Consider the following 20,728-nt stretch of genomic DNA (forward strand, 5'->3'; position numbering starts at 1 on the left):
AATATGAAGTTTGATTTAAATAAAAAAACACTTAGAGAAGTTAATAATCATCTACAAAATATTGATCGAAAAAAAAATAATAGAAAATTTGAAATTTTAAATCCTCAAGGGCAACATGCTATATGTGCAGGATTAAAAGATGAAATAGATATTAAAATTAAAGGACATACTGGATATTACTGTGCTGGTATGAATCAAAAAGCAAATATTACAGTTGAGGGAAATGTAGGAACTGGCGTTGCTGAAAACATGATGTCAGGTCAAGTTGTTGTAAAAGGAAATGCATCTCAATCTGCAGGTGCAACAGGTCATGGAGGAGTATTGGTTATTGAAGGTGATGCAAGCTCTAGATGTGGAATATCAATGAAAGGTATTGATATTGTTGTGAAGGGTTCTGTTGGTCATATGTCAGCATTTATGGCGCAAAAAGGAAATCTTGTGGTCATGGGGGATGCAGATTCTGATCTGGGGGACTCTATTTATGAAGCTAAAATATTTGTAAAAGGTAAAGTTAAAAGCCTAGGTGCAGATTGTGTTGAAAAGAAAATGGATAAAAAAAATATAGATGAATTAAGTAAACTATTTAAAAAACTTAATATTTCAGAAGATCCTAAAACTTTTAAAAGATACGGATCAGCTAGAAAATTATATAATTTTAAAATTGATAATGTTGGATCTTATTAAATGAAAAAAAATCTTAAAGAATTTAAAACATTTCCAAGCTCAACCATTAAAGAGATACAAAGAGCTGCTAATGAAGGAATTTATCAAATAAGAGGTTTGGGAGCTAAACGTAAAGTTCCAGATTTTGATGATTTAGTTTTTTTAGGAGCATCAATGTCAAGATATCCATTAGAAGGTTACAGAGAAACTTGCAATACCTCAGTAGTCTTAGGAGATAGATTTGCCAAAAAACCAATTGAATTAAACATTCCAATTACAATTGCTGGAATGAGTTTTGGGGCCTTAGGAGCAAATGCGAAGGAAGCTCTTGGAAGAGGTGCTTCTGCAATGGGAACTTCTACAACAACAGGTGATGGTGGTATGACTAAAGAAGAAAGAGGTTCATCAAAATATTTGGTTTATCAGTTATTACCATCAAGATACGGAATGAATCCAGACGATCTAAGAAAAGCTGATGCTATTGAAGTTGTTGTTGGTCAAGGTGCTAAACCAGGAGGTGGTGGAATGCTTCTTGGACAAAAGATTAACAAAAGAGTAGCAGGTATGAGAACTTTACCTGAGGGAATAGATCAAAGAAGTGCATGTAGGCACCCTGATTGGACAGGTCCTGATGATCTTGAAATTAAAATTCAAGAATTAAGAGAAATAACTAATTGGGAAAAACCAATTTATATTAAAGTAGGTGCTGCTAGACCTTATTACGATACAACATTGGCAGTAAAAGCTGGTGCAGATGTAGTGGTGTTAGATGGAATGCAAGGAGGAACTGCAGCTACTCAAGATGTATTTATAGAACACGTTGGAATTCCAACTTTAGGAGCTTTAAGAGAAGCAGTTGATGCACTTAAAGAATTAAATATGCATAGAAAGGTTCAATTAATTGTATCTGGAGGAATAAGAACTGGGGCCGACGTCGCAAAAGCAATGGCATTGGGTGCTGACGCTGTATCTATAGGATCAGCAGCAATGATGGCTCTAAATTGTAATGCAGAATTGTACGTTGATGATTATAAAAAACTAGGAACTGAACCTGGATATTGTCACCATTGTCATACAGGTAAGTGTCCGGTTGGAGTTGCAACACAAGATCCTAAATTAGAAAAAAGATTAGACCCAGTAGAAGGTGGAAAAAGAATTAAGAATTATTTAACAACTTTAACTTTAGAATTGCAAACATTGGCAAGAGCTAATGGAAAATCAGACGTAAGAAACCTAGAACCTGAGGATTTGGCGGCCCTAACTGTTGAGGCTGCAGCAATGGCAAGAGTTCCATTAGCTGGTACAGATTGGATACCAGGAAAAAAATAATTGAATTCAACTTTTTAAACAAGTAGGATTAATTATGCCAAAAAATTTATCTCAAATTGCAAAGCAAAAAAAAATAAAATATTTTTTAATTAGTTTTGTAGATCTATTTGGAGTTCTGAGATCAAAATTAGTCCCTGCCCAAGCAATTGGTGAAATGCAAAAAAATGGTGCAGGATTTGCTGGATTTGCAACATGGCTAGATATGACACCAGCTGATAGTGACATGTTCGGTGTGCCTGATCCAGACAGTTTAATTCAATTGCCATGGAATAAAGAAGTTGGTTGGTTAGCATCAGATTTATATATGGATGGTAAACCAGTAAAGGCGTCACCAAGAGTAATGCTTAAAGAGCAAATTAAAAAAATGTCTCATAAAAAATTACAAATGAAATCAGGTGTTGAGTGTGAATACTTTTTAATATCAGAAGATGGAAATTCAATAGCTGATAGAAGAGATATCCAGTCTAAACCTTGCTATGACCAGTCAGCGTTAATGAGAAGATATGAATTAATCAAAGAGATTTGTGATTGTATGCTTACTATGGGATGGAAGCCATATCAAAATGACCATGAAGATGCAAACGGTCAATTCGAAATGAATTGGGATTATTCAGATTCACTTGTCACAGCAGATAGGCATGTATTCTTTAAGTATATGGTTAAAAGTTTAGCCGAAAAACATGGTTTAAGAGCAACATTCATGCCAAAACCTTTTCATAATCTAACAGGTAATGGTTGTCATGCGCATGTATCAGTATGGAATGGAAAAAATAATAAATTCTTAGATAAAAAAGATGATCTTGGGCTTAGTAAATTAGCCTACAATTTTTTAGGTGGTATAATGAATAACACTCAAGCGTTGTCTGCTTTTTTTAATCCAACAATAAATAGCTACAGAAGAATTAATGCACCACCAACAAAATCTGGTGCAACTTGGTCACCAAGCAGTATTTCTTATACAGGTAATAACAGAACTCACATGATTAGAATACCGGATCAAGGAAGATTTGAATTAAGATTAATGGATGGGTCTGCTAACCCTTATTTATTACAAGCAGGAATAATTGCTGCTGGTCTAGAAGGTATAAATAAAAAGCTAAATCCAGGAAAACCACTTCACTGCAACATGTACGAAGATTTTAAAAAATATCCTAATTTAAAAAAATTACCTAATGATATTGAACAAGCCATAAAAATGCTTGAAAAGAGCAAATCCTTATCAAATGCTTTTGGTAAAGATGTTATTGCTAGCTATATAAAATTAAAAAGATCTGAAATTAAAAATTTCAAAAGCTCATCAACTTTTAATAAGAGAAAACCTGTAACTAAGTGGGAAAAAGACAACACCCTAGATTGTTAAAACAATGACTGTTTTATCTAATGGTCATCAATGGAAATTAACTGAATTTGTAGATAATAAAAAATATTCATTTGATAAAGATCGAATTTTAAACTCATTAACTTCAAAAGACCTGGATGATGCGTACAATTCTATCTCGAAATGGGAAGGATACTCCCCTACACCCTTAATTAAATTAAACAAATTAACAAAAGAATTAAATTTAAAAAATATTTTTTATAAAGACGAAAATAAAAGATTTAGTTTAAAATCCTTCAAAGCTCTAGGAGGAGCTTATGCAGTTGAAAAAGTTACTAAAGGAAATAAAGAAATAGTCGTAGCGACTGCTACAGCTGGAAACCATGGTAGGTCTGTTGCTTGGGGTGCAAAAAGATTAGGTTTAAAATGTAAAATTTTTATAAGTGAATTTGTAAGTGATGCAAGAGGCAAAGCTATGGAAGCACTTGGTGCAGAAGTTATAAAAGTTAAAGGTAATTACGAAAATTCTTTGATTGAATGTATAAAACAATCTACAGAAAATAATTGGCAAATTGTTCAGGATGTTGCTTGGAAAGATTATATGCTGGTACCCAAGTATACAATGGCTGGTTATTCAGTCATGATGAAAGAAATAGCTGAACAAATTAATAATGAAAAAATTTCTCATATTATTTTACAAGCAGGAGTTGGTGGCATGGCTGGTGCAATGGTGGCTGGAATAGCAAGATATCTGAATAATATTCCAAAAATAATTGTTGTGGAACCTGATAGTGCGGCTTGCGTTATGGAAAGCATTAAAACTGGAAAGATAGAAAAAATTGATATTAAAAGAGAAAGTTTAATGGGAGGAATGTCATGTGGAGAAGTGTCACTTGTGCCATGGGAAATTTTAAAAAACTCAGTTAAACACTGTATAAGTTTACCTGATGATGATATTGCAAAAACTATGAAATTACTTGGAAATGCGAGCTTTAGTGAAGAGAGTATAGTAGCAGGTGAAAATGCTGTACCAGGTGTAATTAGTTTAATTGCAAGCTGCGAAGATGAAACAATTAAGACAAAAATTGATCTTAATGAAAATTCTAATGTATTAATTTTTGGTTGTGAGGGCGATACCGATCAAGAAATGTATCAAAAATTAGTAAATCAAAAATAATTATAATGAAAAGCACAGGTATATTTTGGATTAGAGAAGATTTTAGAATTGATAATAATCCAGCTCTTTCCTTTGCAACAAATAATCATGAGAATGTTATTGCGTTATATATTTATAACAATAATGAATTTGATAATAAAAGAGAAGCTCAGAAATGGTGGTTATTTAAATCATTAGAATCAATAAAAACAGAACTTTCAAAATTTAAAATCAATCTAGAAATTTTAAAAGGTGATGAATTGGATATTTTTTCAAAACTAAAAAAAAAAGATAATGTATGTATCTATTGGAATAAAATTTATGAACCTGATGTCATATCTAAAGGAAAGAAAATAAGAGATATATTTATAAAAAATGAAATAGAATACAAATATTTTAAAGGAAATATTTTAAATGAATTTCAAGAAGTAACTAAAAATGATGGTACACCATTTAAAGTATTTACACCTTTCTGGAGAACAGCTGAACAAATTTATCTAAATCAACCTCCAAGTAAAAATTATATTGTAAAAAAGAAAACTAAAGCCATCAATTTTTTTAAAAATTCTATAGATCTCAAAAATATTTTACCCAATAAAAAATGGTATGAAAAATTTGATAAATATTGGAAAGTTTCAGAAAATGATTCTCAAAAAATTTTAAAAGATTTGTTAGAAAATAAAATTAAAGATTATGGGACTAATAGAGATATCCCTTCTATAAATGGTACTTCTAGGTTATCCCCATATTTAAAATTTGGTCAAATTCATGTGAATAAAATTTGGAAAAAGTGTAGTGAGCTAAAATCAAAAGGAATAGGATATAGAAAATATATAAATGAACTTGGTTGGAGAGAATTTTCCCATAGTCTAATTAATTACTTTCCTGAATTCTTAAAAGGAAACTTTCGAAAAGAATTTGACAAATTCCCATGGGCTAAAAATGAAAAGTTTTTAAAAGCATGGAAAAAAGGTATGACAGGTTATCCGATAGTTGATGCTGGTATGAGAGAATTATACGAGACTGGATGGATGCATAATAGAATAAGAATGGTCGTTGGATCCTTTTTAGTAAAACATTTGAGAATTAATTGGGTAGAGGGAGAGAAGCATTTTAGAAACTGCTTACTTGATTTTAATAAAGCTAATAATGTAGCACAATGGCAATGGGTGGCAGGTTGTGGAGCTGATGCTGCACCATACTTTAGAATTTTTAATCCTATTCTTCAGGGTGAAAAATTTGATAAGGAAGGAATTTATGTAAAAAAATGGGTTCCTGAATTAAATAAAGTTCCTGCAAAATTTATCCACAAACCTTGGGAAATGGAAATCAAATATCAAGAGGCGATTAAAACAATTATAGGTAAAGACTATCCACAACCAATAGTTATTCATGAAAAAGCAAGAGCTGCTGCATTGGATGCATTTCAATCTCTGAAGAAAAAATAACTTATTCTCCAAAAAAATGATGAATTATAGATCTTTTTTGAGACTCTAACCTATGTTCAAACAGATAGAGACCTTGCCAAGTTCCCAGTAGTAATTCTTTATTTTTAATACTAAGAGAAATTTGATTATTCGTTAATGCAGATTTTATATGAGCTGGCATATCATCTTTACCCTCAGTTGTATGAACATAAAGGGAATTATCCATTGGTGCTAACTTATCAAAATATTTAATCAAATCAGTTTGTACATCTGGGTCGGCATTCTCCTGTACAATTAAAGACGCACTTGTATGCTGAATACTTAAATTTAAAATTCCATTCTTAAAATTATTTTCATTTATCCAATTAAGAGTTTGATCTGTAAATTCATATAGCTTTTGACCATTTGTGTTTATTTGAAGATTAAAAAATTCTTGTTTCATGATTCATCACTTTAGATGTTAATTCGTATAATCTACTGATTGTTCTTTCAAATGGTTTTTCTAATAGTTTTGATGATGTAAATTTATCCAAACTTTGATTAGATGTTACTGCAATTGGAACACTATTATCATAAATTATATCTAATAAAGTTATAAATCTTTGCTGTTGGTTAGAATTAAAATTATTAAACTGTGGTATTTGATCGATTACTATAAAAACACAATTTTTAATAATTTCTAAATAATCTTCTGCACCTAAATTCTGATCACATAATGTTTTAAAATCAAATCTAGCTACCCCTTCATAAAAATTTTCTATTTTAAAATTTCTTCCTTTTACATTAATTATTTTCTCAGTTTTAACTTTATCTTTCGTAATAGTTCTAAAAAATTTATTTATTTTAAAATTAGTTTCTTCATCAAGTGGAAAAAAGTATCTATCTTGAGAATTATTAGATTTTCTATAGTCATCTTCAATTACAAGTTCATATTGAAAAGATTGATCCTCCATTATTTTTATAAATGGTTTGAACTGATCTCTTTGAAGACCATCTTTGTAAAGCTCAGAGATTTGAGTATTTGAGGTTACGATTATTTTTATATTTTCTTTGAAGATTTGATCAAATAATTTTCCTAAAATCATAGCATCAACAATGTTAGTTACTTGAAACTCATCAAAGTAAATTATCATTGCTTTTGATTTTAAGTCTTTAACAAATTCATTAATAATATTTTCTTGATTGCTACCTTTTCTTTCATGAACAAAATCATGGAAACTCAACATAAACTCATTAAAATGTAATCTTAATTTCTTATGATCTAATTGATCAAAAAAGAAATCTAAAATCATTGTTTTGCCTACACCAACATCACCATATAAATAAAATCCTTTTTTAGAGGATTGGCTTTGAAAAATTTTTGATATTAACGATTGGAAATTACCTTCGTAGTATTCTTGTAATTTTTTTACTAAATCTATCTGACTAGGATTAATTTCTAAATTTTGTTTTTTACAGTGTGATATAAATTTTTTTTCAAAAGATAAAGCCATTAACTTCTTTTAGTTTTAAAATCGATACCATATTCTGATCGTGGTCCTTTTCTTAAACCAAATGGTCCTGGAATGAATATAGTCATTGGTTTTGTGCCTGGTTCTAAATCAACTCTATGAAAAGCATTTGCAGATCTGAAACCAATATATCCAGGCTTTCTCCAAAACCTTCCATTTTTTGTTGTTTCCCAGTACCCTCCTCTTAAAATTATTGTAATATATGGGCATAAATGGTTATGAACCCCATTACCATGATCATCATCTAACATTTCATGAATTAATATATTAAATGGAAACCATTTAGGTCTATTTCTGAATATCACATAATATCTATTCATCCACGGTTTCGCTTCTTCAAATTTTGGGTGTGATGGTCCTCTATCTAGAACTACTTTTTTTCTTCCGATCTTTTCTAAAAGTTTCAAGATCATATTTAATTGTATTGTATGATAGAACCGTTTCTAACTACATACAAATTATTATTAAATATAAATGGTTCTGAAACAATTTCTCCAGAAACTTTTTCTACCTTTAAAACTTTTCCTTCACTTAAATCAGCAATTATTATTTTTCCATCAGTATTTGTTAAATACAAATTAGTATTACCTATCACAAAACCAACTGGTTTAATTTCTTTTCTTTTTTTGATTTTATAATTATTAAAAAGATCTGTAATTCTAAGTATGTTGCCTTTGTTTTTTTCAACTACATACAAATATCCATCGTTAGAAACTGTAAAAATCAAATTGCCAGTAATTATTGGAGTAATATTTGAATTTAAATCATTTATCCAGTTAACTACTCCTGTTTTAACATCTACTGAATAAAATTCATTTTTATTATTAGAAAAAAAGATGGAATTTCCATCTGATACTAGTTTTGATATTTTGAAATTATAAGTTTCATTTATGATGCTACTGCTTTGAGTTGGTAATTGCCAAGTGATTAATCCAGTTTCAATATCAACTGCTGTGATATCTCCGATTGAGTTACTAAATATCACCATTTCATCAATTATAATTAATGAATATTTTGCATTTGATATAGTAAAAGAATCTTCTGTTTGTAAATTCCAACATTCAGATCCATCTTCAATTTTATAGCATCTCAAAGTATTTTTATAATCAACAACAAAAATTTTGTTTTTATAACTTTTGATATCTGAATTAAATGGATAGGTATTATTTTTTGACCATTTCAATTCACCAGTTTCAAGATTAATCGAATAATATTTAGCAATACTGTCTGTAATGAATATATTATTTTCTTTAATTGCAAAATTTAACTTTGGTCTTATTTTTTTTTCTGACTTGGTGTAATGATTTTTTTTCCATAACACTTTTTTATTATTATCGTATCTAATAATTGTCCCCTTTTTATCAAAGAAAATTAATCCATCTGATAAGAAAATTGGTTTGTAATTAAGATTATTTATTTCATCTAACTTAGAAAATTTAAAATTACCTATTTTTTCTAATTGCCCTTTATAGCTTTGAGCGCCGTAGTTATTGGTATTATTTATTATTTTATTGGTTGTTTTTAATCCAGATAAATCAAGTTTAACTTCTTGATTAAATTCAGAGGCTTTTACTTCTTCCTCTACAAATATTTTTTTTACATTTTCTTTTTCTGATAAATCTTTTTCCTTGTCTTTCCAAATTCTTGAATTTTCATTGAAAGAACAATTATTTAGAAGAAAAAATGTAATAAATAATGCTAATAGTCTAATCACTCAAATCTCTGTTTAATCTTTTCTCTGATTCTATTCTTATATCTGGATTTGGATTTTCTAAAGTCGTTATTTGTTGAAAAAATTCTTTTGCTTTTTGTTTTTGATCTTGTGCATAAAAATATTCGGCCATTAAATATAATGCGTGTGATTTCCATACACTTTCTGTATTAATTAATGGATTTAGCATATTTAGCAAATCAGCTTCATTTGCCTGATCTGCATTAAATAGTGCCTTTTTATAGATAACTAAATTTTTAATTTCTTTATCTAGTGATGTTTCGTTGATTATGACATCAAATAATTTATTAACCTCGCTTTGATCAGAAAGGAGATTGTTATCAATTATAAAATAAAGAGAGAGTGGAGAATAAGTTGGATCTTTTTGATTAATTATCTCTAATAATTTATTTAAAGTTGTCTCTTTAGCACTTTCAGAATGATCAATGGTAATTGCATTAAAATTATCAGATATCTGTCTTTTTTTATCAGTTGTATATTTATCATAACTATAAACACCTATTACAACCAAAACTAAAACAATAACTGAAGAAATTAGAACTTTTTTGTTATTAACAAAAAAGTTCTTAATTTTTTCGTTTCTAGTATTTGCATTTATTATTGATAAATCTTCGTCCATATCAAATCATGTTCCTTAGCACATATTGGAGAATTCCTCCATTTTTATAATATTCCAACTCATTTTTAGTATCTATTCTAGATAAAGTCTTCACTTTTTTAATTTCTCCAGAGATATATTTGATTTCTATAGTAACTTCATCAGAAGGATTTATGCCTTTTTCAATATCAACTACACTTATTAGTTCTGAACCAACTAAGTTTAAGCTTTTTCTGTTTTCTCCATCTTTAAATTGCAGTGGTAAAATTCCCATTCCAATTAAATTTGATCTATGAATTCTTTCAAAGCTTTCAGCTATAACTGCTTTTACTCCTAAAAGTTTAGTTCCTTTCGCAGCCCAATCTCTCGAAGAGCCTGTTCCATATTCTTTACCACCTATTACTACTAAATCAGTTCCTCTTTTTTTATACTCAACAACTGCATCATAAACGGGCATTATTTTTTCTTCAGGATATAACTTCGTAAATCCACCTTCAGTTCCTGGTGCCATTTCATTTCTAATTCTAATATTTGCAAAAGTTCCTCTCATCATAACTTCATGGTTCCCTCTTCTTGAGCCATAAGAATTATAATCTTTAGGTAAAATTTGATGCTCCATAAAATATTCTCCAGTTGGACTATCTTTTTGTATACTTCCGGCTGGTGAAATGTGATCTGTTGTTATCATGTCACCTAAGATTAATAACGGTCTTGCATCTTTAATTTCTTTAAATCCTTCTGGTTCATCAGACAAACCTTCAAAGAATGGAGGTTTTTTTACATAAGTTGAACCTTCATCCCACTTATAAATACTGCTTTTTTCAGTTTTAATTTGTTGCCATTGAGTAGGACCATCAGAAACATTTGAGTATCTTTTAATAAACATATCAGCATTCAAAGATTGTTTTAAAGTATCCTCTATTTCTTGATTTGATGGCCAAATATCTTTTAAAAATATATCTTTTCCATCTTTACTTTTTCCAAGAGGGTCTTTGTATAAATCAAACTCCATATGTCCAGCTATTGCGTAAGCAACCACCAATGGTGGAGAAGCTAAATAGTTTGCTTTAATATGTGGAGAAATTCTTCCTTCAAAATTTCTATTTCCTGATAGTACAGAAACTGCATGAATATTCTCTTTTTGAATCGCTTCTACTATATTTTCAGGTAATGGTCCTGAGTTTCCAATACAAGTAGTGCATCCGTATCCAACTAAATTAAAACCTAATTGATCTAAATAAGTATTTAAACCAGCTTTTTCTAAATAGTCAGTCACTACTTGAGATCCAGGTGCTAATGATGTTTTAACCCATGGTTTAACTTCCAATCCATACTCAACAGCTTTTTTTGCAAGCAAACCTGCTCCAATTAAAACATTTGGATTTGAAGTATTAGTACATGAAGTTATTGCAGCAATTAAAATTGAACCATCTTGAATTTCATAATCAGTATTAGAAACTTTCGATATTGATTTTTGATCTTTGTTTGTTGCTTCAGATAAAACTTTTTTAAATGAAGTTGGTGCATCAGTTAACAAAACTTTATCTTGAGGTCTTTTTGGCCCAGAAATAGTTGGTACAACTGTAGACATGTCTAATGAAATTACATCAGTAAATTCTAAATCATTACTTGCCCATAACCCTTGTTCTTTCGCATATTTTTCAACTATTTCGACAGTGTGCTGATCTCTTCCTGAAAATTTTAGATATTTTAAAGTTTCATCATCTATTGGAAAAAAACCACAAGTAGCACCGTATTCTGGAGCCATATTTGCAATAGTTGCTCTATCTGCAAGAGTTAGATTTTTTAATCCATCTCCATAAAATTCTACAAATTTTCCAACAACACCTTTATCTCTTAACATTTTAACCACTGTTAAAACAAGATCTGTTGCCGTTGTACCTTCGGGCATTTTATTTTTAACCTCAAAACCAATCACTTCAGGTATCAACATAGATATAGGTTGACCTAACATTCCTGCTTCTGCTTCAATACCACCCACTCCCCAGCCTAAAACAGAAAGTCCGTTTACCATCGTTGTATGGCTGTCTGTGCCAACAAGTGTATCTGGAAATATATAGTTCTCACCATTAAATTCTTCAGACCAAACCACTTTAGATAAGTATTCTAAATTTACCTGATGACAAATTCCTGTTCCTGGAGGGACAATTCTAAAATTATCAAAAGCTTGTTGTCCCCATTTTAAAAATGAATATCTCTCACCATTTCTATTGAATTCTATATCTACGTTTTTTTCAAATGAATCTGCTTTTGCAGATTGATCAACTTGAACAGAATGATCAATTACAAGATCAACTGCTGATAATGGATTGATTGTATTGGGATCTTTATTTTTTTCTTTAACAGCCTCTCTCATTGCAGCTAGATCTGCAACAGCAGGAATTCCTGTATAATCTTGGAGTAAAACTCTAGCAGGTCTATATGCAATTTCAGTTTTTGATTTTTTTGTTTCCATCCAATTTTTAATTGCTTGTATTTGAGATTTTGTAACACTCAAATCATCTTCGTATCTTAATAAATTTTCTAATAAAACTTTTAGAGATTTTGGAAGTTTATTAATTCCATCTAGCCCATTTTTTTCTGCTTCGCTTAATGAATAATAATTATACTCTTTGTTATTGATGTTAATTTTTTTAAGAGAATTATAAGAATTTTTGTTTCCTGGTGTCATATTTTATAAATAAAAAGTTATTATGCTTGTTAAAAGAAGCAGTGACATAGCATAATTAAAATAATTAATAAATTTCTGATTTGTCGCAAATTTCCTAAAGAATTTACCCAAAAATGTCCATAGAGTTATGCTCGTTACTGAAACTAGTAAAGCCATAACAAGAATTTGAGTCGTATAACTCATAAATGTTTCTCCTGGATTTATATAGGTTGATACAAGAATAATAGATGCAATTACACCTTTTGGATTTAGAAATTGAAAGATAAAAGTTTCATGAAATTTAATCGGATTTTTATTTTTATTTTCTTGGTTTGATGGACCTGAAAAAGAAATTTTATAAGCTAAATAAATCAAAAATAGAGTTCCTAAATATTTTAATATTTCTTGAATTAAAGGATAAAGCTTAAATATATTTATCAAACCTAAAGCAAGGCATAATAATAAAAACGGAAAACCAAGAGTGACCCCGATTATATGTGGAAGTGTTCTAACTATACCAAAGTTAAAACCAGAATAAAAAGCAACAAAGTTGTTAGGACCAGGTGTAAATGCTGCAACAATTCCAAATAAAGTTATCGAAAGAATTTCAGGATGCATTGCTAAGCAATTGGTAAACCATTCTCAGCTTTTTGTGATGGGTGTACTAGTGTAACTTTTCCTTCAGCATCAATTGCCCCTAAAACTAATACTTGTGAAACTACACCTGCAATATTTTTCTCAGGAAAATTACAAACTGCAATGACTTGCTTTCCTTTTAAATTCTCCTCATTATAGTAATGAGTAATTTGAGCTGATGATTGTTTGATACCAATTTCACTTCCAAAATCAACTTCAACGACTAAAGATGGCTTTCTTGCCTTTTCATTTTTTTTAACTGAAATAACAGTGCCAACTCTAATATCTACTTTGTCAAAAGTGTCATAGGTAATTTGCTCTTTAATCATAATATAATATAGTGTTTTAAGTTTATGAGTATAGATAACAATTTATATGAAAAATCAATCAAGATTTTAACTGACTTAATTGCATTTAAAACTGTCTCAGGCCAAGATAATAGTAGTTTAATAGATTATTGTGAAAACATTTTAAATAGCATTGGAATAGATACTTTCAAAGTTTACGATGATGATAAAAAAAGAGTTAATCTCTTTGGGACTTTAAAAGCAAAAAATCAAAGCTCAAAAAAACCGATCATATTATCTGGACATACAGATGTGGTCCCAGTTTCTAAAGGTTGGAGCAGTGATCCATTTGTTGCAACAATTAAAAATGATAAACTTTATGGAAGAGGATCATGTGACATGAAAGGTTTTATTGCATGTACTCTTGCTTATGCACCAATCTTTAAAGAAAGTAATTTAGATAGAGACTTACATTTCTGTTACACATTTGATGAAGAGACTGCATGTATTGGTGCTCCTCTGTTGATAGAGGAATTGAAAAAAAGAGATATCAAAAATGGAATTTGTATAATTGGTGAACCAACTAAAATGAAAATTATAGATGCCCACAAAGGTATGAATGAATATACGGTTCACTTTGGAGGACTTGCAGGACATAGTTCAAAACCACATTTAGGAGTAAATGCTGCAGAATATGCAACAAGGTATGTTGGAAAACTTTTAGAAATAAGAGAACAGTTAAAAAAACGAGTTAAAGAAAATAGTATTTTTGATCCTCCACATTCAACATTATCAATTGGAGGCATTAAAGGTGGTATTGCTCATAATGTCATTGCAGACAAATGTAGTGTTGAATGGGAAACAAGACCAGTTGTCAAAGAAGATGGAGAATTTGTAACAAATGAAATTGATAAATATGCAAATGAAGTACTTCTACCAGAAATGAAAAAAGTATTTCCAGATTCTTATATTAAAAAAGAAACAATTGGTGAAGTGGTTGGTTTTAATAGATTAGATGAATCTGAAGCATGCGAATTTGTATCAAATATAACTGGTGATAATTCCAGAGAGGTAGTTTCTTTTGGAACGGAGGCTGGTTTATTTCAAGAACTAGGAATTAGTACAGTTGTTTGTGGACCTGGATCTATAGAACAAGCTCACAAAATTGATGAGTTCATAGAATTAAATGAAATGAAAAAATGCCTTAAATTTTTAGAAGGTGTAAAAGATAAATCGGTAAATTAACTCCAACCACCTACAGCTTTTACCTCTAAAAATTCTTCTAAGCCGTGTTCACCTGCTTCTCTACCAATACCAGAGTGTTTAAAACCTCCAAAGGGTGCATCAACTGCAATACCGGCTCCATTAACATCCACCATTCCAGATCTTAATTTTCTAGCAACTCTTTGAACTTTTTCAGAGTCTTGAGTTTGAATATAGTTTGTTAATCCATAAGAAGTATCATTTGCAATTTTAATTGCCTCTTCCTCTGTTTCAAATGGAATAACAGATAAGACAGGTCCAAAAATTTCAGTTCTTGCAACATCCATATTGTTATTTACATCTGCAAAAACAGTTGGTTTAACAAAGTAACCTTTGTCTAATCCATCAGGTTTACCTGTTCCTCCAGCAACTAATTTTGCTCCTTCATCAATACCTTTTTGGATTAAAGTTTGAATTTTATTGTATTGAGTTTCTGAAATAACTGGACCTATGTGCTCTCCCTCTTTTTTAGGATCACCAACTTCAAAGTTTTCAGTATATTTTTTTAATCTCTCAATAGCTTCATCATACATTGATTTTTCAACCAACATTCTTGTTGGGGCATTACAAGATTGTCCTGAATTTCTAAAGCATCTTAAAGCGCCTCTTTCAATTGCCTCTGGATCAGCATCTTTAAAAATTATATTTGCCCCTTTTCCACCCAACTCTAAGCTTACTCTTTTAAAATCTTTAGCGGCATTTTGAGAAATCAAAGCTCCAGCTCTTGTTGAACCTGTAAAAGAAATCATATTAATATCAGGATGGCTTGTAAGAGCATCACCTGTTGTTGCTCCATCACCATTAACTAAATTAAACACACCTTTTGGAAATTTTACTTCATCAATAATTTCAGCAAGTATCATTGATGAAAGTGGTGCTAATTCTGAAGGTTTTAAAACCATTGTGCAACCTGCAGCAATTGCTGGCATTACTTTTAAACAAACTTGGTTCATTGGCCAATTCCATGGTGTTATTAATGCACAAACACCTTTAGGTTCATAAATTAATCTTTGGTTAGGAGCATGTTCTCCTAAAGGTTTTTCAAATTCGAAATTTTTTAAATATCTTATGAATGATTTAATATGACTTGCTCCTGTTCCTGCCTGTAATTTTGTAGCAAAATCTTTTGGTGCTCCCATTTCAAGAGTTATAGCCTCTGCAATATCTGCCCATCTTTTTTTATAATTTTCATAAAGTTTTTCCAATAGTGCAATCCTTTCTTCTTTAGATGAAAAAGCCCAAGACTCGTAAGCATCTTTTGCTGCACTAACTGCTGAATCAACATCTGCTTTATTTCCTAAAGTAATTACAGCACAGTTTTCTTCTGTAGCTGGATCAATCACTTTAATTTCCTCAGCACTATTTGGCTTAACCCAAGCACCATTAATATAAAAATTTTTTTTATCTAACATGATTTAAAATTATCCTTTCCTTATGATTTTGCAAATAAATTTGTTAATTCGTAAACTATTGTTGCAGCTGCAAGAGATGTAACTTCAGCATGATCATATGCTGGTGAAACTTCTACTACATCAGCTGAAACTAAATTTAATCCAGACAACCCCCTTAAAACATTTACCATTTCTCGTGTGGTCATACCCGCTATCTCTGGTGTTCCTGTACCAGGTGCAAAAGCTGGGTCCAAAACATCAATATCTATAGATAGATAAAGTGGATTATCTCCTACTCTTTTTCTAATCCTTTCTGCAATTTTATCTGTTCCTTCAGTTTGAAATTCATCACAGTGTATTATTTTGAAACCAAAGCTTTCATCATTTTTTATATCATCTCTACTGTAAAGAGGCCCCCTTATACCAACATGCATTGAAGCATCATCTAAAAATAAACCTTCTTCTCTTGCTCTTCTAAAAGGGGTTCCATGTGTATATGGAGCGCCGAAATAAGTATCCCAAGTATCTAAATGAGCATCAAAATGAACTAAAGAAACTGGTCCTTTATTTTTTTTATTAATTGCTCTTAACAATGGAACTGCAATTGTATGATCACCACCTAAACTAATTATTCCACCTACTTTATTTAATAGATCAGTTGCTCCCTCTTCTATTTGTTTAATAGCTTCATCAATACTAAATGGATTGCATGAAATATCTCCAGCATCAGCAACTTGTTGAATTTTAAAAGGCTCCACATCATAACTTGGATGATAATTTGTTCTTAAATGTCTAGATGCTTGTCTTATACTCTGAGGACCAAATCTCGCTCCTGGTCTATAACTGGTTCCAGCATCAAACGGGACACCAACAATCGCTACATCACAGCTCTCGACATCTCTTAATTCTGGTAATCTTGCAAAAGTACTTGGACCAGCATATCGAGGTACTTTTGTTCCACTTACCGGTTGAATAGGGTTTTTGTTTCTTTCTTTTGTCATTTTTTAATAATCTAAGATAATATTATCTAATCTAATTCGTCTATAATAAATTAATGAAAATTATTATTTTATTCATCTTAATATTTCAGTTTTCACATGTAAATGCTGATGAAATATACAATCTAATCAAAATTCCGAACTTACAAATCTATAAACTGAAAAATGAGAACAATATCCGTTATTTAAATGCAAAAGGAGATTTTAAAATAGGAGTAGATGACAACATTGCTTGCAATAAGACAAATCAAGAAAATCTTAATACAAAATTTCCAATCATTGAAAGAAATATTAAAAGATATAATTCTAAATTTCTTAAAAAAATAGATTTAAAATATGTTGTATTTTGTGAAGGTTTATTTATTTCGAACATCAATACTGGTGGAATACCAGATAACAAAAATAGAACTTTAATATTAGATATAAACTTTAACGAAAAATATTTTGAAAGAATGATTCATCATGAAATTTTTCACATGATTCAAAATAGTTATGAGAATGATTTTAATGATAAAAAATTTTCTTTATTTAATAATTCTGATTTTAAATACGCTGAATGCTCCACTTGCTCAGATAGATTAAATTTAGATTTATATAAAAATACCAATGGTTTTTTAACAGAATATTCCAAATCAATTCCATCAGAAGATATGGCTGAAATCTTTTCTTTTTTAATGGTTAATAAAAATTTGATTGAAGAGAAAATAAAAAACGACCCTATATTAAATAATAAGGTAAATTTTATTAAATTAAATATATCTAAAATAGATGAAAATATTTTATGATTAAAACAATTAAGGCATCAAAATCAGAAAAAATTTTATTAATTTTTTTAATAGTCTTAGCCGTTTCTGCTTTTTCATCTTTTTTTTTATTAAAAAATAAATGTCTATTTATAGACAACAATGATTTAAAAAAATTAAACTTTAAGAACCCAAATAATATCGCTGTAATGAATTTAGAATGTGGAAACGTTATTATTGAGTTATATCCTGACATTTCTCCAAAAGCTGTCGAAAGATTTAAAACGCTAATTGAAAAAAAAATGTATGATGGTTCGGCATTCTATAAAGTTGTTGAAAATACTTTAGTTCAAGCTGGTGATATTGAATTTGGGAATATTAAATATTTAGATTACTCAAAAATTGGAAGTGGAAAATCAGGATTGGGATTATTGAAATCAGAACTTAGTGACGATTTTGAATTTACTGAAGGTAGTGTTGGATTTGCAAGATCAACAGAATTTGACTCTGAAGATAGTGAATTTTTTATTACCTTGAAAGATATCCCAATTTATCAAGGAGAATACACTCCACTTGGAAAAGTAAAGTTTGGTCTAGATATTCTTAAGAAAATTAAAACAGGTAATAAAGCAATTTATGTACTTAGACCTGATTATATAAACACTTTTAGAATGTTAGAGACTAATTAACTAAAGGTTTTCCGGTTGAAAGAGTATGTTTAATTCTATCTTGGGTTTGTTTGGTTTCAATCAATCTCATAAAAGAATCTAACTCTAACTTATAAAGATCATCTTCTGATAAAGTTTTATCTAAATTTGTATCACCACCACTTAAAACATTTGCAAGTTCAGTTCCAACATGCATTCCATGATCTAATATTATTTTATCATTATATAATTTCTCTAAAACTTTAATCATCTTTTCTTTCAAAGGTTTTCCAGATAAATTAAATTTACACTCTTCTGGAGGAACAAAATCGTTATTTTGATGAATAAGTTTTCTCGCCTCTTCAAAAAGACTATTTCTATTCATGATTTTTTTATCCTCAGGTTTTAAGTATTTTAAAGGCTCAGCTTCTATAGGAGAAGTTGCAGTTTTTGCGTATCCAATAATATCAAATACTTTTAAAGGAGCATAATCAGGATCAGATTTTGCTTCTTCCGTTTGTGACCACCTCCATAGCATTTCTTTACATCCGCCTCCAGCTGGCACTAATCCAACAATTGTTTCTACAAGACCAACCACAATATTTGTGTGTGATGCAACAAAGTTGCTTTGAACCAAAACTTCAAAACCACCACCTAAAGTAAGACCGGAAGGTGCAGACACTACCGGGTACTTAGAATATTTTAATGTTTTGCAAGTATCTTGGAAGTATTTAATAAATTTTTCTATAGATTTGAAATCATTCTTATCTGCAAAATTCATCGTATAACTCAAATTCACACCTGCAGAAAATTGCATGCTTTCATTCATAACAATAAGTGGTTTGTCAGTTGCATTTTTTAATGCATCCATCGAATCATAATCTAATGCACAAGCTTTTGTAGTAAATTCGACTATATTAAAATCTTTAAAACGATGAATTTCAGCAGAGTTATTTTTATCTACTTTTATTGCTGTTGGTCTAATTTTTCCTAGTGTTTCAATATCTGTATATAATTGTCTTTCTCCATAAAAGTTTTCATCTTTTGACTTAGATAAATTTTCTAAAAACTTATTTTTTTCAAAATTATCTATCCTTGAAAAAAAGTTTTCTACTCCAATTGATTTTAACATTTCAAAAGGACCCATTGCCCAATTGAAACCAAGTCTCATTGCTTCATCTATATCGTTGAATTTGTCTGTAATTCCTGGAACTAGAGAAGACGCGTATTTAATTATTTTAGAAATTACTTCCCAAGCATATTCTCCATATTTATCTTTTCGATTAATTAAATTATTAATATCTACAGTCTCTACACCTAAATCTATTTTTTTTGAGGTTGTGTATTCACCTGTTTCTAAATTGATAGCTTCTAATACTTTTTGGTTTCCACTTTTATTCATTCTATAAAAACCACCTTTTCCTTTTCGTCCTGTGTAACCAGTATCAATCAATTTTTTTACTAACGGAATTTCTTTTGCAACAATTTGAAATTCATCATTTTCAGAAAGTTCTTTAATAAAGCTTTTTAAAACATCGGCCATTAAATCAATTCCAATTAGGTCATATAAACCAAAAATTCCTGTTTTAGGTATACCCATTGGTCTTCCAAAAACTGCATCTGCTTCTTCTATTGATAATTTCATTCTAAATGCTTCAGTCATTGCTACCTGCATTGCATAAACACCTATTCGATTTCCTAAGAAACCAGGTGTATCATTACAAACGATAGCACCTTTACCTAATTCAATTTCACAAAATTTTTTAAGAGAATTAATTTTATTCAAATCATTATTTTCATTTTTTACAATTTCAAGTAAACCCATGTATCTAACTGGATTAAAGAAATGAGTAATGCAAAAATCTTTTTTTTCTTCTTCAGTTAATTTTTCTGATAAAACTTTTATTGGGATAGATGATGTGTTTGATGAAACAATTGCTCCCTGTTTTCTATTCTTAAATATTTTTTCATAAATATTGTGCTTTATATCAATTCTTTCAACAACAGCCTCAACAACCCAATCAGCTTCTTTCACTACATCAAAATTATCATTAATATTTCCAACTTTAATATTTTTAATTTTGGTTTTATCTAAAAGTAATGGAGGTCTTGATTTATGAATTCTGTCTCTAGCTTTTTCAGATATTTCTGTTGTTAAATCTAAAAGAGTTACAGGTACATTTGCGTTACACAGGTGCGCTGCAATTCCACTACCCATCGTACCGGATCCAATAACAACTACTTTTTTTATATCCATAAATAAAAAACTTTTATTGAATTAATCAAAAACTTGAAATAAGACAAATTTCCTGATTAATTAAATTGGTAAGCTATATAAATTAATACAATATTAAAGAG

At 29.8% G+C, this 20,728-nt stretch carries 19 protein-coding genes; 8 read left to right on the forward strand and 11 right to left on the reverse strand.

The window, feature by feature from the left end:
* The first annotated feature begins 3 nt into the window (after positions 1–3).
* The 5 genes from ACTTBO_RS06885 to ACTTBO_RS06905 are packed head-to-tail and all read left to right on the forward strand — an operon-like array spanning position 4 to position 5,914.
* Positions 4–684: a protein glxC gene (locus ACTTBO_RS06885; RefSeq protein ID WP_440656961.1), complete on the forward strand. Its 681-nt coding sequence runs from the start codon at positions 4–6 to the stop codon at positions 682–684.
* Positions 685–1,992: an FMN-binding glutamate synthase family protein gene (locus ACTTBO_RS06890; protein WP_440618152.1), complete on the forward strand. Its 1,308-nt coding sequence runs from the start codon at positions 685–687 to the stop codon at positions 1,990–1,992.
* Positions 1,993–2,026: 34 nt separating this feature from the next.
* Complete coding sequence (gene glnT, locus ACTTBO_RS06895) at positions 2,027–3,352, forward strand: type III glutamate--ammonia ligase (RefSeq protein WP_440656962.1); 1,326 nt, start codon at positions 2,027–2,029, stop codon at positions 3,350–3,352.
* 4 nt (positions 3,353–3,356) lie between these two features.
* On the forward strand, positions 3,357–4,487 hold the full coding sequence (locus tag ACTTBO_RS06900) for a diaminopropionate ammonia-lyase (RefSeq protein ID WP_440656964.1): 1,131 nt from the start codon (positions 3,357–3,359) through the stop codon (positions 4,485–4,487).
* A gap of 5 nt (positions 4,488–4,492) precedes the next feature.
* On the forward strand, positions 4,493–5,914 hold the full coding sequence (locus ACTTBO_RS06905) for a cryptochrome/photolyase family protein (RefSeq protein ID WP_440656965.1): 1,422 nt from the start codon (positions 4,493–4,495) through the stop codon (positions 5,912–5,914).
* 1 nt (position 5,915) lies between these two features.
* On the opposite strand, the gene ACTTBO_RS06910 is transcribed toward ACTTBO_RS06905, so the two are convergent.
* The 8 genes from ACTTBO_RS06910 to ACTTBO_RS06945 are packed head-to-tail and all read right to left on the reverse strand — an operon-like array spanning position 5,916 to position 13,367.
* Positions 5,916–6,335, reverse strand: a complete 420-nt coding sequence (locus ACTTBO_RS06910) for a secondary thiamine-phosphate synthase enzyme YjbQ (RefSeq protein WP_440656967.1) — start codon at positions 6,333–6,335, stop codon at positions 5,916–5,918.
* Positions 6,316–7,386: a cell division protein ZapE gene (zapE, locus tag ACTTBO_RS06915; RefSeq protein ID WP_440656969.1), complete on the reverse strand. Its 1,071-nt coding sequence runs from the start codon at positions 7,384–7,386 to the stop codon at positions 6,316–6,318. The genes ACTTBO_RS06910 and zapE overlap by 20 nt, the downstream gene beginning before the upstream one ends.
* The gene (locus ACTTBO_RS06920) at positions 7,386–7,817 is read right to left on the reverse strand and encodes a hypothetical protein (protein WP_440656972.1); all 432 of its coding nucleotides are present in this window, start codon (positions 7,815–7,817) and stop codon (positions 7,386–7,388) included. The genes zapE and ACTTBO_RS06920 overlap by 1 nt, the downstream gene beginning before the upstream one ends.
* Positions 7,818–7,819: 2 nt before the next feature.
* Positions 7,820–9,118, reverse strand: coding sequence for an outer membrane protein assembly factor BamB family protein (locus tag ACTTBO_RS06925; RefSeq protein WP_440656973.1), 1,299 nt, complete (start codon positions 9,116–9,118; stop codon positions 7,820–7,822).
* A complete protein-coding gene (locus ACTTBO_RS06930; protein ID WP_440656975.1) occupies positions 9,111–9,755 on the reverse strand; it encodes a tetratricopeptide repeat protein in 645 nt (214 codons plus the stop codon). The genes ACTTBO_RS06925 and ACTTBO_RS06930 overlap by 8 nt, the downstream gene beginning before the upstream one ends.
* A gap of 1 nt (position 9,756) precedes the next feature.
* A complete protein-coding gene (acnA, locus tag ACTTBO_RS06935; RefSeq protein WP_440656977.1) occupies positions 9,757–12,426 on the reverse strand; it encodes an aconitate hydratase AcnA in 2,670 nt (889 codons plus the stop codon).
* 3 nt (positions 12,427–12,429) lie between these two features.
* The gene (locus ACTTBO_RS06940; protein ID WP_262590378.1) at positions 12,430–13,023 is read right to left on the reverse strand and encodes a LysE family translocator; all 594 of its coding nucleotides are present in this window, start codon (positions 13,021–13,023) and stop codon (positions 12,430–12,432) included.
* Positions 13,024–13,025: 2 nt separating this feature from the next.
* Entirely contained in the window at positions 13,026–13,367 is a 342-nt protein-coding gene (locus tag ACTTBO_RS06945) for a tRNA-binding protein (protein WP_440652760.1), read from the reverse strand.
* 27 nt (positions 13,368–13,394) lie between these two features.
* Between ACTTBO_RS06945 and argE the strand changes: the two genes are divergently transcribed.
* Positions 13,395–14,573 (forward strand): acetylornithine deacetylase, encoded by a 1,179-nt coding sequence (argE, locus tag ACTTBO_RS06950; protein WP_440656978.1) that lies wholly within the window; start codon positions 13,395–13,397, stop codon positions 14,571–14,573.
* On the opposite strand, the gene ACTTBO_RS06955 is transcribed toward argE, so the two are convergent.
* Positions 14,570–16,003, reverse strand: a complete 1,434-nt coding sequence (locus ACTTBO_RS06955) for an aldehyde dehydrogenase family protein (RefSeq protein WP_440656980.1) — start codon at positions 16,001–16,003, stop codon at positions 14,570–14,572. The genes argE and ACTTBO_RS06955 overlap by 4 nt on opposite strands.
* A gap of 20 nt (positions 16,004–16,023) precedes the next feature.
* Complete coding sequence (gene speB, locus ACTTBO_RS06960) at positions 16,024–16,983, reverse strand: agmatinase (protein WP_440614075.1); 960 nt, start codon at positions 16,981–16,983, stop codon at positions 16,024–16,026.
* A 53-nt stretch (positions 16,984–17,036) separates the two neighbouring features.
* Between speB and ACTTBO_RS06965 the strand changes: the two genes are divergently transcribed.
* Together ACTTBO_RS06965 and ACTTBO_RS06970 are read left to right on the forward strand one after the other, a co-directional pair.
* Positions 17,037–17,765: a putative zinc-binding metallopeptidase gene (locus ACTTBO_RS06965; protein WP_440656982.1), complete on the forward strand. Its 729-nt coding sequence runs from the start codon at positions 17,037–17,039 to the stop codon at positions 17,763–17,765.
* The gene (locus ACTTBO_RS06970; RefSeq protein WP_440656983.1) at positions 17,762–18,412 is read left to right on the forward strand and encodes a peptidylprolyl isomerase; all 651 of its coding nucleotides are present in this window, start codon (positions 17,762–17,764) and stop codon (positions 18,410–18,412) included. The genes ACTTBO_RS06965 and ACTTBO_RS06970 overlap by 4 nt, the downstream gene beginning before the upstream one ends.
* Here ACTTBO_RS06970 and ACTTBO_RS06975 read toward each other — a convergent pair.
* A complete protein-coding gene (locus tag ACTTBO_RS06975) occupies positions 18,405–20,627 on the reverse strand; it encodes a 3-hydroxyacyl-CoA dehydrogenase NAD-binding domain-containing protein (RefSeq protein WP_440656985.1) in 2,223 nt (740 codons plus the stop codon). The two genes, ACTTBO_RS06970 and ACTTBO_RS06975, sit on opposite strands and share 8 nt — an antisense overlap.
* Positions 20,628–20,728 lie beyond the last annotated feature (101 nt).

This window comes from Candidatus Pelagibacter sp. HIMB1509, from assembly GCF_052047855.1.
GTDB lineage: Bacteria > Pseudomonadota > Alphaproteobacteria > Pelagibacterales > Pelagibacteraceae > Pelagibacter.

Bases quoted from the DNA above. Each gene is read 5' to 3' on its own strand.
- ACTTBO_RS06930 (WP_440656975.1), bottom strand. From the start codon at position 9,755: ATGGACGAAGATTTATCAATAATAAATGCAAATACTAGAAACGAAAAA.
- ACTTBO_RS06920 (WP_440656972.1), bottom strand. From the start codon at position 7,817: ATGATCTTGAAACTTTTAGAAAAGATCGGAAGAAAAAAAGTAGTTCTA.
- ACTTBO_RS06910 (WP_440656967.1), bottom strand. From the start codon at position 6,335: ATGAAACAAGAATTTTTTAATCTTCAAATAAACACAAATGGTCAAAAG.
- ACTTBO_RS06890 (WP_440618152.1), top strand. From the start codon at position 685: ATGAAAAAAAATCTTAAAGAATTTAAAACATTTCCAAGCTCAACCATT.
- argE (WP_440656978.1), top strand. From the start codon at position 13,395: ATGAGTATAGATAACAATTTATATGAAAAATCAATCAAGATTTTAACT.
- ACTTBO_RS06970 (WP_440656983.1), top strand. From the start codon at position 17,762: ATGATTAAAACAATTAAGGCATCAAAATCAGAAAAAATTTTATTAATT.
- ACTTBO_RS06955 (WP_440656980.1), bottom strand. From the start codon at position 16,003: ATGTTAGATAAAAAAAATTTTTATATTAATGGTGCTTGGGTTAAGCCA.
- zapE (WP_440656969.1), bottom strand. From the start codon at position 7,386: ATGGCTTTATCTTTTGAAAAAAAATTTATATCACACTGTAAAAAACAA.
- glnT (WP_440656962.1), top strand. From the start codon at position 2,027: ATGCCAAAAAATTTATCTCAAATTGCAAAGCAAAAAAAAATAAAATAT.
- ACTTBO_RS06940 (WP_262590378.1), bottom strand. From the start codon at position 13,023: ATGCATCCTGAAATTCTTTCGATAACTTTATTTGGAATTGTTGCAGCA.
- ACTTBO_RS06900 (WP_440656964.1), top strand. From the start codon at position 3,357: ATGACTGTTTTATCTAATGGTCATCAATGGAAATTAACTGAATTTGTA.
- speB (WP_440614075.1), bottom strand. From the start codon at position 16,983: ATGACAAAAGAAAGAAACAAAAACCCTATTCAACCGGTAAGTGGAACA.
- ACTTBO_RS06885 (WP_440656961.1), top strand. From the start codon at position 4: ATGAAGTTTGATTTAAATAAAAAAACACTTAGAGAAGTTAATAATCAT.
- ACTTBO_RS06965 (WP_440656982.1), top strand. From the start codon at position 17,037: ATGAAAATTATTATTTTATTCATCTTAATATTTCAGTTTTCACATGTA.
- ACTTBO_RS06905 (WP_440656965.1), top strand. From the start codon at position 4,493: ATGAAAAGCACAGGTATATTTTGGATTAGAGAAGATTTTAGAATTGAT.
- ACTTBO_RS06975 (WP_440656985.1), bottom strand. From the start codon at position 20,627: ATGGATATAAAAAAAGTAGTTGTTATTGGATCCGGTACGATGGGTAGT.
- acnA (WP_440656977.1), bottom strand. From the start codon at position 12,426: ATGACACCAGGAAACAAAAATTCTTATAATTCTCTTAAAAAAATTAAC.